Genomic DNA, 14,576 nt, shown 5'->3' with positions numbered 1-14,576 from the left:
CCCGGTTAATTGATTTTTATATATGGTGTTTCTGTGATGCTGCTGTAGTCCGGCATATCCTGCTTAATGCCCAAGATAAGCCATTTGGATCTCATCCGAGTCAGCCAGTTCCTTGGCATCCCCTTCAAGTACTACGCGGCCCGTCTCCAGTACATAAGCCCGGTCGGCGATTCTGAGCGCCTGATGCGCATTCTGCTCCACCAGCAGGACCGTGGTTCCGGCATCGTTCACTTCCTTGATGATCCGGAAAATATCCTGGACCAGCAGCGGCGCCAGTCCCATGGACGGTTCATCCAGCAGCAGAAGCTTGGGATGGCCCATAATGGCCCGCCCCATAGCCAGCATCTGCTGTTCCCCGCCGGACAAGGTTCCGGCCTGCTGCTTCTTGCGCTCCAGCAGCCGGGGGAAGATATGGTAGACCCGTTCAAGATCAGCGGTCAGGCTGCTGCCAACCTGCAGATAAGCCCCCATCTCCAGATTCTCCTCGACGGACATATTGGCAAATACGCGCCGCCCTTCGGGACAATGGATCAGCCCCTCTTTGACAATCGCCTGAACACTCTGATTCACAATCCATTTATCCAGAAATTCAATACTTCCTGTCTTCGGTTTAAGCAGTCCCGAGAGCGTCTTAAGCAGCGTAGACTTGCCAGCGCCATTGGCTCCGATCAGGGTCACGATCTCTCCCTGCTTCACGTGGATGCTGAGATCCTTCAAGGCATGGATCGCTCCGTAATAGACGTTAATCCCTTGTACTGTAAGCATCGCGCTACACCTCCTGTCCCAAATACGCTTCGATGACCTTCGGGTTATTGCGGATCTCCGCCGGTGTTCCGTCAGCGATAAGGATGCCGCGGTCCAGGACATATATGCGATTGCAGACCCCCATCACCAGTGACATATCATGCTCGATCAGCAGAATGGTCAGGTCGAATTCCTCCCGGATCCAGGCGATCAGATTCATCAGATCACGCGTCTCATTCGGGTTCATCCCGGCAGCCGGCTCATCGAGCAGCAGCAGCTTGGGTCCGGCCGCCAGCGCCCGGGCAATCTCCAGACGGCGCTGATTCCCGTAGCTCAGGTTGCTGGCGATCTCATCCCCCTGGTCGGCCAGATTGAAGATAGAGAGAATGTCCATGGCCTTCCGGGTGATTTCTTCTTCTCCCTGAAAGTGCTTCGGCAGACGTAGCATCGAAGAGAACAACGAGTGCCTGGCATGCTGATGGAAGGCAATTTTGACATTTTCCAGAACCGTCATCGCCGTAAATAAGCGAATGTTCTGAAACGTACGTGCAGCGCCTTTATGATTGATTCTGTAAGGCTTCATCCCGCCGATAGATTCATTATTCAGCAGAATGCTGCCCGATGAGGGCGGGTATACGCCGGTCAGCAGGTTGAATAAGGTTGTTTTGCCTGCACCGTTAGGCCCGATCAGACCGATCAGCTCCCCTTGGTCAATATGGAGGGAAACCTCACTTACAGCCTTAAGTCCGCCAAAGGCCCGGCTGGCCTCCTTCACCTCAAGAAGTACTGCTGCTCTCGATTGCGTCATTTGCCTTTGCCTCCTTTTTGCCGGACTTGCCGAATGAGAACCGGGTTGAGCCCAGCAGGCCGCTTGGACGGAAGATCATCATCAGGATGAGTACGATCGAATAGATAATCATGCGCCATTCCGGGAATTCACGTAAGTAGGTGTAGAGCAGAGTAACGAACACCGCTCCAACAATAGAACCAGCCGTACTGCCAAGCCCCCCGAGAACCACCATCACGATAATTTCAAAAGACTTCAGGAAGTTGAAGCTGCCCGGCGTAATCACATAGAACGTATGGGCTGACAAGCCGCCCGCCATACCGGCGAACAAAGCACCAATGGTAAACGCGATAATCTTATAGCGGGTTGTATTAATCCCCATCGCCTCAGCGGCAATCTCATTCTCGCGGATAGCGATACAGGCCCGGCCATGCGTGGATCTAATGAAGTTATTAATCAGCACTACCGAGATTAGCGTGAAGAAAAAGAGCATGGTCCAGGTGGTTTTGGCCGGAATACCGCTAAGCCCTGAAGCTCCGCCGACATATTCTGTATTCAGCATGATAATCCGGATGATCTCACCGAACCCCAGCGTGGCGATAGCAAGATAGTCACCGCTCAGCCGGAGGGTGGGCATTCCGATCAATACGCCGAACACGGCCGCCAGGAGCCCGCCTGCAATAATAGCTGGAACGAATGGCACGTTGTAGTCCAGAGTAAGGATCGCCGAAGTGTATGCACCCACAGACATAAATCCGGCATGGCCAATAGAGAACTGCCCGGTGATCCCGGTAATCAGGTTGAGCGACACCGCCAGCATGATGTTGACTCCGATTAGAAGCAGCATAGACTGATTCACATCACTAAGTATTCCCGTTGTTAGAAGAACTTTAACGATTCCATAGAACGCAAGGGCGACAAGAATGCCCAGCCAGAATTTTTTATTTAACTTTCGCACGGCAGCCTCCTCCTACACTTTCTCCCGGACATTCTTGCCGAACAGCCCGGAGGGTCTGAAAATAAGGATTAGAATGAGTACCGCAAAGGCCACGCCATCACGCCAGGAGGAGAACCCGAGTGAAGAAATTTCAGTCTCAACTGTCCCCAGCAGCAAGCCGCCAACCAGCGCACCGGGAATACTTCCAATACCTCCAAGCACCGCCGCTACAAAAGCCTTAAGTCCGGGCATCACGCCCATCAGAGGATCAACCGAATTGTACGTCATTCCAAAAATGACACCGGCTGCGGCGGCCAGCGCCGAACCAATAGCGAAGGTGGCTGAAATGGTGCGGTCCACATTGATTCCCATGAGCCGCGCGGCTTCCACATCGAAGGATACGGCCCGCATGGCTTTGCCCGTCCGGGTGTAACGAACGATATACTGCAAGACAAGCATTAGAATAATCGTGGTCAGCAGAATCATGATCTGATTGGACTCCACCTGAATCGAGGAACCGAACAGATGAACCTGCTTCTTATCCATAATATCCGGGAAGCCCTTGGCCTGTGGCCCCAGAATCAGCACTCCGGTATACTCGAGCAGGAAGGATACGCCAATCGCTGTGATCAGCGCTGCAATCCGTGTTGACTTGCGCAGCGGCTTGTAGGCCAGACGTTCAATGCTAATCCCGAGACATGCACTGATGGTCATTGAGATGATCAGCGACAGGAGCAGAACAACGACGGGCGGTAATCCGGCAGCCGCCAAGTATTTGGCACTGTACAGGCCGATGAATGACCCTACCATAAATACATCGCCATGCGCAAAATTGATCAGTTTAATAATCCCGTAAACCATAGTGTAACCAAGGGCGATCAGAGCGTAGATGCTGCCTACGGAAATCCCGTTAATTAGTTGCTGAATGAAGTACTCCATCGCCAACCCCTTTTCCCTATATTCATCTTAAATCCCCTTTCGCTGTGTACCTTCTCTACTTGGAATATGATGTCACTTATATTAACACATGCTCAGGAGGTAGTCACTAATTTTTGTGCGAATTAATATAAAATTCAATATTTGGTGTTATATTACATAACGTGATATGTGTAGTATCCGGTAGGTTTAAGTTGGTTATTGTAGAGTGTGTAGAAAACAGGAGTAAAACAGAGGATTTTGCAGCAGGATGGTGTTAGCAGTGGTTTCCTTTTCTTATACAATACTTTGTTTCTGCGTAATTAATATAACATTTGTCACGGATTGAACTGGCAAATAAGCCGGCCCCTCGATCATCGAAGGTCCGGCTTCATGTCAGATATAGTCTTGCAAGGGTCGTGTAACGTTAATCCAAATAGACCGCCTTACCCGTCTGCGCCGATTCATAGATAGCCTCAAGTATCCGGGATACCACATAGGCCTGTTCAGGAGTCACGACCGGATCTTTATCCTGTTCGATTGCTTCGATCCACTTTCGCAGTTCCACATCCGTAGATTTCTCTTCTTTGCCTTCATAAAAGGCTACTCCCCCGGCACCAAGCTCAATCTCATTCGTGTATAGCTTGCTATGATTCTCCCCATTAATCCGGAGACCATTCTTCATGTCCGCTCCCGCTTCGGTTCCGCTTAAGCTGCACTTGGCTTCATCCACATCCAGCGAATTCAGCGCCCAGCTCGCCTCCAGCGTAATCGTTGCGCCGTTCTCCATCACAATCATCCCGAACGCAGAGTCTTCCACGGTGAATTTCTTCGGGTCCCAGGGTCCCCAGGCGTTGGCAGCGTCTTCTTTTTGTGAGAGCTCGTGGTATTTGGTCCCCAGCACAACCTTCGGCTTGTAGTTGTCCATCATCCAGAGCGTCAGATCCAGCGCATGGGTTCCGATATCAATCAGCGGGCCGCCCCCCTGCTTCTCCTCATCCAGGAATACTCCCCAGGTCGGAACCGCTCTGCGCCGGATGGCATGTGCTTTCGCATAATAGATATGGCCGAGCTCGCCAGCTTCACAGACTTTTTTCAAATACTGGCTGTCTTGTCTGAACCGGTTGTCATACCCGATGGTCAGCTTCTTGCCTGTACGTTTCGCTGCTTCAGCCATACGTTTGGCATCTGCCGCAGTTTTGGCCATTGGCTTCTCACACATCACATGCTTGCCCGCTTCCAAGGCCGCAATGGATATTTCCGCATGCGCATCATTGGGCGTAAGAACATGAACAATATCAATGGAAGCATCCTTCAATAATTCCTGATAGTCCGTGTAGACAGCCGCTTCCGCACCGCCGAATTGTTCAGCAGCCGCTTCCGCCCGTTCCTTGATAATATCGCAAAAAGCCACCACTTGAACCTTATCCTGTCTGCTCAAGCTGGGAAGGTGCTTCCCGTTCGCAATTCCTCCACAGCCGATAACTCCAACACGATATACTTTGCTCATAGTCTCTCATCCTCACTGTTCATGTATTTTTCGGGCCTTGCGGTATGCAGCCGGGGTCATGCCCAGCCGCTTGCGGAATACCGAATGCAGATAGGTCGCATTGGTGAACCCTTCGGACTCCGCGATGTGTTCGATCGACAGGCTGCTGGCTTCAAGCTTGCTGCACACCGCCTGCAACCGGATCTCTTCAAGAATCCGGCTGAACGTTTGATCCGGATGGACCTGCTTAAAGATCCGCTGCAGCTGTCTGGAGCTGATATTCAGCTTCTCCGCAACATTCTCCAGCGTCACGGCTGATGAATAATTCGCTTCCATGTACTGAACGGCGTATTGATAGCGGTAGGTCAACATATCCCGTACGGGTGCCGCAGCGCCCATCCCGCCTGTATCATAAGCTCTGGTTACCTTCAGCAATATACTGATCACAAGATGCTTGATGGATGTGTAATATCCCGCCAGCTTGCCGTCACAGGCTTCATAGGCCTCCAGAAAACACTTCATCGCCCTGTGATAATCCTGCGCAGGGATAAGCGGCAGCCTCCTCAGCTTCTCCACACATTCCTCTGCTTCCGCAACCTCCCATGGATCTGCGTCGTCTCTGGGCTTCTCCGCAATATTGACATGCAGACATAACTCTTCCATCGACTCTTCCGCATCCGCTTCCTGACGGTGCATGACTCCAGGTCCGGTCAAATAGAGCATTCCCTCCGATAAAGGATACTGCTGATCGCCAAGAATGACCGTTCCCTTGCCCCGCGGGATGAAATGAAATTCAAATTCAGCATGGTTATGGAAATCAATGACCTTCCCCGGCGGAAAAGAGGTCAAATGAAACCGGAGCACTGAAATTTCATAATGTCCCCACAGAATGGAAATATCCAGCCGTTCCAGCAGATCCATCTTCTCAAACATAATCTCGAAGGGAAAAGGACTCATGTTAACCTCCTGCAAATCAAGATTTCAATTCGGCTAACCGGACCACCCGTCCTGCCTTCGCCGAGAGATTCGCCGCCTCCATTAACCGGGTAAGCTCGGTTGCCGCTTGAATATTGTCAGAAGCAAGCGTGTTGTTCTGGATGTGGGCGACCCATTGCTGGAAAGCGCTCTCCCGATTGGCCAGCACAGGCGTATCGTTCCAGGAAGCCCCTTGATCGGCCGCTTTGGTACTTCTCACTAGCAGCTTCTCTTCAGGCGTTCCATATAATAGGGTGCCTTCTGTTCCATGCACTTCGATGGTAAACGGGGAGTAGCTATTCACAAAACCGGCTTCCACAACACCGATAGCTCCCGAATCGGTATAGAGCGTTGCTACCGCGTTGTCTTCCACTTCCTTGCCCGTCACATATCCGAAGTTCGCGCTTACCCCGGTCACCTCTTGACCCAGGAATAGTCTGGTCAGGTACATGGGATGACATCCCAGATCAATCAACGCACCGCCCTGGCATTGCTCCAGGCTATAGAAATGCTCAGGAAGCCAGTTGGCCGTTGCCCCGTTATGGGATAAGCGGACTCTGACATAGGTGATCTCCCCCAGCAGTCCCTGGCTTAGAATGTCTTGAACCGATAATGTATAACCGTCATTTAGCCGCGGCAGGGAGACGGTTAGCTTCACTCCATGATCTGCGACCTCGGAGAGGATCTCGTTAACCTCACTCAGCGTTGCAGCTACAACCTTTTCGGTGAAGATGTGCTTGCCTGCTCTGGCCGCCGCAATCATGACCTCCCGGTGCATATAGGTTGGCGCGTCGACAATAACGGCATCTATATCTTCCCGGGCCAACAGATCATCCAAAGAATCACAGAACGGGACATTCAAGCTCTCTGCCGCCTTCCTGCCCCGCTCCGCATCCTCGTCCCATACCGCAGCAATTTCCGTATCGCCATGCTCCTGAGCCTGCTTCGTATAATCCCAAGCATGTACATGCCAAAAGCTGATCTTGCCAATCCTAATGCTCATCCGCCTGCACCTCCATATACATTATTCTGACATCACCTATAAAGTATCATATAATAAGCAGGATTTTTAGTAGATAAATGCGACATCGGGTATATGGAATTACGACATTTTGAGAAAAATCGTATCGTTCACAGATTCCGCCTGCTCCAGCTGGATGGACGCAAAAAAGGAGCTCAATATGAGCTCCTTATGTGTTGATTAAAGTACGGAGAGAGAGGGATACTCTCGCTACGCGAGAGATTGCGAAGTATTGCTAACGAAGCTTATGCTCCAACGAACCACCGAGGGTTCTCATCCCTGGCAATGAAGTATTTCAGAACGGAGAGAGAGGGATTCGAACCCTCGCACCGCTTACGCAGTCTAACCCCTTAGCAGAGGGTCCCCTTATAGCCACTTGGGTATCTCTCCAAGTAATGGCTCCCCGAACAGGACTCGAACCTGTGACAACTCGATTAACAGTCGAGTGCTCTACCAACTGAGCTATCAGGGAACATTAACATGAACAAGGATTAATTTATCATGATTCTGAAGGTTAGTCAAGGGCAGAGAATAAGATATTGAGATCGTTTACAACTTATACAGATTGGTCCTGTTTGTATATCCACTCCCCATCCAGCGGTACAGCGACACGGTCCAGCAGCCCCTCCTGTTCAAGACGAAGCTTCAATAACTCGCGGGTAACGCGGCAGTGGTTGATGGCATCCATATGAACGGCGATCACGGAAGCTTCCGGGGCGGCATGGCATACATCGACAACATCCTGTTCGTTCATCGTGATATGTCCCCCGGCTGCAAACCGTGCACCCCCTGCATTCAGGATAATGACCTCAGGCCGATGATCAGCAAGCACCTGCTCCGCTTCCCTGCACCAGATCGTATCCCCCGCCAGATACAGCACTGGTTCCCCTTCTGCCTGGAATATGAAGCCGGATACCTTGCCCATTCTCTCCCCGATCTCCCCCGTCCCGTGACGGCCGTCTGTACGCGTCAGGGTCACTGCACCGAAGGAAGCAGAGCTGCTGTCCTTAATCTCTGTAACGCTGAGCATACCCTGAGCGGATATTTTCTCACCGTCACCTTCCTGGCATAATACCGGCAGCTCATGAGATAATTGATCTACGGCCGCTGTATCCCAGTGATCCTGATGGAGATGTGTCACAAGGACAGCATCCGGCTTCAGCCACTGCTCTACCGGGCCGGGCAATGGAACCAGCGGATTCCGGCGTTCATCGCCTGAATTCATAATCGGCGGATTAACTCCCTGCGCACTCAGCATCGGGTCGACCAGAAACGTTACACCTCCGTATTCCAGCCATAGGGCGGCGTGGCGGATAAGTTGGATTTTCATTATATACACCTCTTCCTCAAGCTTGCATTCTGTTACCATTCATTATAAATTAGCTGCGGAAGAGAGACCATTGTGCCGCGAAAGAGATTCGCCGGTTCTACTTTCAGCCGGAAAGGAAATGACCGTCATGACCGCTACTCACATAGATCATACGGATTACCGCATCCTCCAGCTTCTAATAGAAGACTCTACATTAAGCCATAAGGATATTGGAGCTCTGGTCCACCTGACAGGTCAAGCTGTAGGCGCACGTATCCGCAGAATGCGGGAGCTGGAGATCATTGAAGGCTACACCATTCGCTGGAACCCGCTCCGGATCGGGCAGAATATTCATGCTTTTATTACGGTTTATCTCAGCACCAAGGGTGACCACCTGCCATTTCAGGAGTTTGCGAAGGCCCATGATAACGTAGCCGAGGTGCACCGTATCAGCGGGGAGGGCTGCTATTGGATGCGGGTGCGCACTGTGAATCAGGAAGCGCTGAACGCTCTGCTCGACGAGCTGCTGGTGTACGGCAATTACCGCGTCAACCTGGACATGGGCCAGATCAAATAGGAAATGGTGAACAGCTGGATAACACACTAAATCTCGGAGGTAATCATGAATCATACCATTGAACAACCCAGAATCCCGGAACCGGAGCTACTGCTGCCCCAGCAGATTCATGCCCTCGCTTCCAAGGACGAATTCAGCCGCTGCCTCATTGAAGGTGCGCTGATTGAGTATCAGGAGGCCGCCAGGGTGTCCTTTGACAAAACCATCTTCCGCAACGTTACCATCACTGAATCTTCCCTGCACGGCATTGAGCTGACCGATGTCCTCTTCGATCATTGCGACCTGTCCAATGTGGATTTCAGCGACGCCTTCATGCACCGGACCGAATTCAGGGATTGCCGGTTAATCGGGACGGACTTCACGAGAGCGCGGTTTCAAAATGTGTCGGTGACCGGATGCCTCGGGGAGTTCGCGGTGTTCCGTTTTGCGAATTTCAAAGGGGCTTCCTTCGAGCGCAGCTCGCTGGCCAGTGCGGATTATTACAAGTCCACTCTGAACGGCCTGTACTTCTCGCAATGCAATCTGGAGCAAGCTACGCTGGCCGGGTGCAAGCTGAAGGATATTGACTTAAGCGATTGCGAGTTCACCGGCCTCTTGGTGGATCTTCAGGATCTGGAGGGCTGTATCATCTCTGCGGAGCAGGCCGCTTCTTTTGCCGGACTGCTTGGCCTCGTAATCAAAGATTAAGTAGCCGGACCCGCATCTGTGGTCAGGGTGACCAGCTTCAGCTTGCCGGAGCATTTCCCGCAGCGGTAACGCCCCGGATCGGCTCTGCGCTTGCGCAAATATTCGGTGGCACAGGTAATGCATACCAGCTTGTACCGGTACGGCTGAGGCTTGCGCGCTTTGGCTCCGGGCAGAGTCTGGCAGTAACGGCTGCCGCCGACGCGGGCCAGCAGGGTTTTGAAATCGGCATCCCGGTGCATATACCCCCGCTTCGCCAGATGCAGGTGGTAGTGGCAGAGCTCATGCTTGATAATCTTCTCCGTCTCCTCCCGTCCGTACATGGCAAGCTGCTGGGGATTAATCTCTATATTATGGCTTTTGGTAAAATACCGTCCGCCCGTTGTCGTAAGTCTGCTGTTAAAGCTGGCCGTATGCCGGAAAGGCACGCCGAAGCTGCTCAGCGACACCTGCTCGATCCACAGCTGCAGCTCTTCGTTGCTCATACTGGTCATAGCGTTCCTTCACGGTCCTTCCTTAAGGAAATTAGATCTCTACTTGAATTGTAACTTGCCCATAGGCTACACTGTCAAGAAGGAAGACAAGTCCGGAGGGAGAATGAGTTATGCCGAAAATGCGGTACGTAATCATGCAGCAGGATCAGGAACTGCAATTCGTGGAGATGCCGGAGGAGTATGCTTACCAGTTGAGCGCCCTTAATCTGCGCCTGAATAAAGAAATCGACAAGCTGACCGCTGAGAATGTTCCCGGACTGCCGCTCGCCGTTGCCGAATGCGATTCGCTGGAGCTGCTGCGCGAGGAGCACCACCTGGAATCGGGGCTGGCGTATATTAACCGGCTGGAGAGTGCTTTTGCCTCCATCAAGGAGGATCATTATCCGCTGATCTCTCTGCTGACGGAGATCCGTGCACTCCAGGCGCAGCTCGAGCAATGGTATGAAGAAGAAGCAGAACGGGTACAGTAGGCCCGGTATGGGCAGGCCCTCTTAATTTCTGCCTGCAAAACTGATGCCAAAGTCGCACCTTTGGGCGAATTCCCCCATATGCTATCTATACATAGGATGCATGCCAGAGGAGGGGTACCCGTGCCACAGTGGCTTCGACAACAGCTCATGAAGGCCTATTTCAAAAAAGACAGCCGTCAGATCAAACTGCTGAACGAATGCTGGTTCTTCTACCGGAATTCCGCTGAACCCAAGGAGTACATCCAGAACAACGTGTAGTCTGGTTGATGGATGCAGAACAGCTTATACAATCCAAACAAGCCGCGAGAACCTTTAAAGGTCATCGCGGCTTGTTAAGGTCCGGCTACTTTTAAAAAAGTGACGGTGTTGCTTAGTCGAAGCTGCGCGTGCCCGGCCAGGAGCCCTGCAGCTTGCGGACCAGCACAATCTGTCCGGTATGGTAAGCATCATGCAGAATCAGGCTCATCACTTCTTCGCCCGGCGCATGTCCCGAGCCGCCCCATTCATAGGCGCCTTCTTCAAGGGCCACAATGATCTCCCGCAAAGAGGCGTGAACGGACTTCAGCTTGTCGACCGCCTTGTTCCAGGCCTCTTCCCCGCTCTCCGTTACGGTGAACGTATCGTCATTGCTCTCCAGATCAGGCAATTTCTCCAGCCCTTTCAGCTTACGCAGCAGACGTTCCTTATAATAAGTCAGATGATTCACAGTCTCCCAGATGGAGTTGCCCGCAGCCCCCTCCGGTTTCCAGCTGGCCTGCTCACTGTTCACGCCTTCGAGCGCGTCCTTAAGCGGCGGCTGCCAATCCTCAACCTCCATGACATAATCCCAATTTTCAACCAGAACATCGCTAATTTTGTTTTTCACCTGTATCCCTCCTGTAACGACTTAATAACCCGAATAACAGTTACATGAGAAATGTATCATATTTCCCGGAGCGCATCAAGTAACTAGCAAATATTATTTTTAACTGTTACAATCAAAGCAAAGATGACGCGAAAGGACCGATGAAGCTTGCTGTGGGTAGATTTCATGAACAGCTATTGGCGGGATTGGCGGACAAGCGACCGGAGCAAGGACCGGGACCGGCTGGAGGAACCCAAGTGGCTGGAGGAATGGCTGGTGGAGCAGAAGCTGCCTGCAGCCGCCCCGCTCCTGCCGGAGGAGCTGGAGCGGCTGAAGCGGCTGCGCGGATTGTTATGGGACGAGCTGCAGAGGCTGGTCGCGGGCGAGGCCCCGGCTACAGCTCTGCTAGAGCAGCTCAATGATTATCTGGGCAACGGGCCGGTTGTGCGCCAGGTGGTCTGGAATGCCACAGGCGAAGCCGGGATCTCCCTCCTGCCGCAGCGGGCGGATTGGGAGCAGATCATGGCGGAGATTGCTGCCTCTTTTGCGGCCGCCTTACTGGAGAAAGAGCCCTCACGCTTCCGCATTTGCGGCAATCCCGATTGCCTCTGGGTCTATTACGATGATACGCGTAACCGCTCGAAGCGGTATTGCGACGACAAGCTCTGCGGGAATCTGATGAAGGTCCGGCGGTTCCGGGCACGCAAGAAGGCTGCGGAGGATGAACCTCCGGCAGAGTAATTCATACGATGATCCGGCGGACAGCGGGGTAACTGATACGATGTTTCGGCGGGACAGCAGAGTAACTGATACGATGATCCGGCAGGACAGCGGAGTAACTTATACGATATTTTGGCGGGACAACGGGGTTAGCGTGGTGTTCTTGCCGGAATGCTTGGCAGTATAGAGCAGATTGTCCACTTCCTCGAACAGCTTTTCTTTGGTGGCTCCTTCGGCATAGCTCTGGAGGCCAACGCTGACGGTAACCGCCCGGTTCTCCATCTCTTCATGGAACGTCTCCGACAGCTGGCGGCGGATTCCGTCGATCAGCTCGTAAGCCTCCTCGAAGCTTTTCTCGAACAGCAATATGGCGAATTCCTCCCCGCCGTAGCGGGCTGCAATGTCCGCGGGAGAGATATACTCCTTGATGATCTGGGCGACCCGAGCCAGCACAAGGTCCCCCGTACGGTGTCCATATTTATCATTGATCCGCTTGAAATTATCTATATCAAGCAGCGCCAGATGGAACGGGGCTCCCTGGCTGCCGTATTCCAGCGCTTTTTCATAGAATTCGTGAAAAGAAATATGATTATACAGCCCCGTCAGCGCATCGGTGGTAGACAGCTTGCGGATGACAGCATTCTCGATCATCAGATCCTGCTTGGCGGTCAGGGTGGCTTCAAGATCGCTCGCCAGCTCGCGCCCGTTAATAATGATAATAGCCGCTACCAGCGTGCCTACCAGCAGGAAGAGCGGAATGGCAATCAGGTCAAAATCATTCAAGTACATCTTGAACCGGTAATCCCAGCGGTAGAGAATGAAGAATGCAGCCGCCTGCAGGGCAGACGTAAATAAGGTCAGATCCAAACGGAAGAATATCGCAGACGCCATAATCGGCAGCAGCATCAGTGCCCCGATGATCCGAATATCCATATTCAGATGAATGATCAGCATGGCTATAATCGTCCCCGCTACAAACAGCAGCACGAAGGAATACTTCGGTGCTGCATAATCCACAAGCTGCGTAATCCCGACAACCGCACTCATCAGAAGTGTCGGATACAACAGCACCTCACAGTAAAATTCCTTCGGCCCCATGGGATAAGCCAGCCACCAAAAAGCCCCCAACTGAGCCAGAAAATGCAGCGCAATCACAAGCCAATAGGTATACAGAAACCGCTTGATCCACCGGGCCTGCCGGTGAGCAGACGTATCCGAAGGGCCCATGAAATCTCTTAATCTCAACGCTTTCACCTGCCGCCCCCAGATAAGATTCACACATTTCGATGTACACATTTCTCCTATTTTAACATGCCAGGGGCCGGGTCGGATACTCTCTTGGGGGATATGTACTAATGGGTGGGGGGGGGCTTGTATGAGGAGCGACACCTACAAGAGGTACACCAGCTCATCGACCTGATGATTTCACTTCACACTCCTACATGAGGAGCGACAACCAAGGAGATTTATAGAGGATGAGCAGCTAAAATTTCAATCCACGCTCCTGTACGAGGAGCGACGCTGACTGTGAACAAGCGCTACGTGAAGTCGATGATTTTAATCCACACTCCTGCACGAGGAGCAACAGTAGGAGTATCCCTCCTCTCCCACTAAGGGAGATTTCAATCCACGCTCCTACACGAGGAGCGATATGGGAAAGTTTATCGCGTGATTGATTGGGGGGTTATTTCAACCCACGCTCCTGCACGAGGAGCGACCTGGCATCCAGAATACAAGTTCCGACAGGATAAATTTCAATCCACGCTCCTGTACGAGGAGCGACGATCGATTGAAAATGCATCCACTGGATACATACGATTTCAATCCACGCTCCTGCTCGAGGAGCGACGTATAGTGGCGGTCGCACTCGGCTGCTATGAAATATTTCAATCCACGCTCCTGCACGAGGAGCGACATGGATTATCCGCCATTATATCGGAGCGCTCCAACGATTTCAATCCACGCTCCCACACGAGGAGCGACGAAATTCCGCCTAATACGGAGTTTGGACGTTATGTATTTCAATCCACACTCCTACACGAGGAGCGACGAGACGGCAAGAAAAAATAGTAACGTTACCGTAACATTTCAATCCACGCTCCTGCACGAGGAGCGACTATAAAGGATAATACTTCCAAGGAGGTACACCATATTTCAATCCACGCTCCTGCACGAGGATCGACATGTGCACGGATACGAAGGGCAATATGGTCATCGGAATTTCAATCCACGCTCCTGCACGAGGAGCGACCTGAAGGTCGTATCAATGATTACGGTGGAATAGTAATTTCAATCCATGCTCCTGCACGAGGAGCGACTTATCAGACATAAAAACACCCCTTCAAATGTAATATTTCAATCCACGCTCCTGCACGAGGAGCGACCAGAATTACCAGTACGATTCCAAGCCCCGCCCGTTATTTCAATCCACGCTCCTGCACGAGGAGCGACGGCTAATCTCGGTCCTCATTACATCCCGGGTCATTCCATTTCAATCCACGCTCCTGCACGAGGAGCGACAAGCCCCTCCCCTCAAGGAGGTTAACCCATAGATATTTCAATCCACGCTCCTGCACGAGGAGCGACCTGGCTGGCGGAATCGGCGCTAAT

At 52.2% G+C, this 14,576-nt stretch carries 16 protein-coding genes, 2 tRNA genes and 1 CRISPR repeat array (1 of these 19 cut by a window edge); of the genes, 5 read left to right on the top strand and 13 right to left on the bottom strand.

Going from position 1 to position 14,576, the window contains the following annotated elements; translation table 11 throughout:
- Positions 1-63: 63 nt before the first annotated feature.
- From KDC22_RS05940 to KDC22_RS05895, 10 genes are all read right to left on the bottom strand, one after another.
- On the bottom strand, positions 64-765 hold the full coding sequence (locus tag KDC22_RS05940) for an ABC transporter ATP-binding protein (protein WP_211722383.1): 702 nt from the start codon (positions 763-765) through the stop codon (positions 64-66).
- 4 nt (positions 766-769) lie between these two features.
- Positions 770-1,552: an ABC transporter ATP-binding protein gene (locus KDC22_RS05935; RefSeq protein ID WP_211722382.1), complete on the bottom strand. Its 783-nt coding sequence runs from the start codon at positions 1,550-1,552 to the stop codon at positions 770-772.
- A complete protein-coding gene (locus KDC22_RS05930) occupies positions 1,521-2,489 on the bottom strand; it encodes a branched-chain amino acid ABC transporter permease (protein WP_211722381.1) in 969 nt (322 codons plus the stop codon). Before KDC22_RS05930 ends, KDC22_RS05935 begins: the two co-directional genes overlap by 32 nt.
- Positions 2,490-2,501: 12 nt before the next feature.
- Positions 2,502-3,407 (bottom strand): branched-chain amino acid ABC transporter permease, encoded by a 906-nt coding sequence (locus tag KDC22_RS05925; RefSeq protein ID WP_211722380.1) that lies wholly within the window; start codon positions 3,405-3,407, stop codon positions 2,502-2,504.
- Between the two features lie 403 nt (positions 3,408-3,810).
- Entirely contained in the window at positions 3,811-4,893 is a 1,083-nt protein-coding gene (locus tag KDC22_RS05920) for a Gfo/Idh/MocA family protein (protein ID WP_211722379.1), read from the bottom strand.
- A 12-nt stretch (positions 4,894-4,905) separates the two neighbouring features.
- Positions 4,906-5,829: a helix-turn-helix domain-containing protein gene (locus KDC22_RS05915; protein ID WP_173139880.1), complete on the bottom strand. Its 924-nt coding sequence runs from the start codon at positions 5,827-5,829 to the stop codon at positions 4,906-4,908.
- A 16-nt stretch (positions 5,830-5,845) separates the two neighbouring features.
- Positions 5,846-6,850 (bottom strand): Gfo/Idh/MocA family protein, encoded by a 1,005-nt coding sequence (locus KDC22_RS05910; protein WP_173139881.1) that lies wholly within the window; start codon positions 6,848-6,850, stop codon positions 5,846-5,848.
- A gap of 319 nt (positions 6,851-7,169) precedes the next feature.
- Positions 7,170-7,258: transfer RNA gene (locus KDC22_RS05905), tRNA-Ser, on the bottom strand.
- A 6-nt stretch (positions 7,259-7,264) separates the two neighbouring features.
- A tRNA-Asn gene (locus KDC22_RS05900) sits at positions 7,265-7,340 on the bottom strand.
- 84 nt (positions 7,341-7,424) lie between these two features.
- Complete coding sequence (locus tag KDC22_RS05895) at positions 7,425-8,198, bottom strand: MBL fold metallo-hydrolase (protein ID WP_211722378.1); 774 nt, start codon at positions 8,196-8,198, stop codon at positions 7,425-7,427.
- A 127-nt stretch (positions 8,199-8,325) separates the two neighbouring features.
- Here KDC22_RS05895 and KDC22_RS05890 point away from each other — a divergent pair, with 127 nt between their 5' ends.
- Positions 8,326-8,754, top strand: a complete 429-nt coding sequence (locus KDC22_RS05890) for an Lrp/AsnC family transcriptional regulator (protein ID WP_211722377.1) — start codon at positions 8,326-8,328, stop codon at positions 8,752-8,754.
- Between the two features lie 45 nt (positions 8,755-8,799).
- Positions 8,800-9,441: a pentapeptide repeat-containing protein gene (locus tag KDC22_RS05885; RefSeq protein ID WP_211722376.1), complete on the top strand. Its 642-nt coding sequence runs from the start codon at positions 8,800-8,802 to the stop codon at positions 9,439-9,441.
- Here KDC22_RS05885 and KDC22_RS05880 read toward each other — a convergent pair.
- Positions 9,438-9,923 carry a SprT family protein gene (locus tag KDC22_RS05880; protein WP_211723903.1) on the bottom strand — a complete coding sequence of 162 codons (486 nt, stop codon included), beginning with the start codon at positions 9,921-9,923 and terminating at the stop codon, positions 9,438-9,440. The genes KDC22_RS05885 and KDC22_RS05880 overlap by 4 nt on opposite strands.
- Positions 9,924-10,042: 119 nt before the next feature.
- Between KDC22_RS05880 and KDC22_RS05875 the strand changes: the two genes are divergently transcribed.
- A complete protein-coding gene (locus KDC22_RS05875; protein WP_173139885.1) occupies positions 10,043-10,402 on the top strand; it encodes a hydrolase/acyltransferase in 360 nt (119 codons plus the stop codon).
- A 120-nt stretch (positions 10,403-10,522) separates the two neighbouring features.
- Complete coding sequence (cmpA, locus tag KDC22_RS05870; RefSeq protein ID WP_211722375.1) at positions 10,523-10,660, top strand: cortex morphogenetic protein CmpA; 138 nt, start codon at positions 10,523-10,525, stop codon at positions 10,658-10,660.
- A 112-nt stretch (positions 10,661-10,772) separates the two neighbouring features.
- Here cmpA and KDC22_RS05865 read toward each other — a convergent pair whose 3' ends face one another.
- On the bottom strand, positions 10,773-11,267 hold the full coding sequence (locus tag KDC22_RS05865; RefSeq protein WP_246553315.1) for a DinB family protein: 495 nt from the start codon (positions 11,265-11,267) through the stop codon (positions 10,773-10,775).
- Between the two features lie 147 nt (positions 11,268-11,414).
- On the opposite strand from KDC22_RS05865, the gene KDC22_RS05860 reads away from it, so the two are divergent.
- Positions 11,415-11,987, top strand: coding sequence for a CGNR zinc finger domain-containing protein (locus KDC22_RS05860; RefSeq protein ID WP_211722374.1), 573 nt, complete (start codon positions 11,415-11,417; stop codon positions 11,985-11,987).
- Between the two features lie 99 nt (positions 11,988-12,086).
- Here KDC22_RS05860 and KDC22_RS05855 read toward each other — a convergent pair whose 3' ends face one another.
- On the bottom strand, positions 12,087-13,220 hold the full coding sequence (locus tag KDC22_RS05855; protein WP_343221929.1) for a GGDEF domain-containing protein: 1,134 nt from the start codon (positions 13,218-13,220) through the stop codon (positions 12,087-12,089).
- Between the two features lie 432 nt (positions 13,221-13,652).
- Positions 13,653-14,576: direct repeats of the CRISPR family, unit length 32 nt; unit sequence ATTTCAATCCACGCTCCTGCACGAGGAGCGAC (it continues 109 nt past the right edge of the window).

Source organism: Paenibacillus tritici (genome assembly GCF_018207515.1).
GTDB classification, from domain to species: domain Bacteria; phylum Bacillota; class Bacilli; order Paenibacillales; family Paenibacillaceae; genus Paenibacillus_AQ; species Paenibacillus_AQ tritici.
Note: the sequence above shows the minus strand (reverse complement) of the source record. Positions and strands in the feature narration are given on the sequence as shown.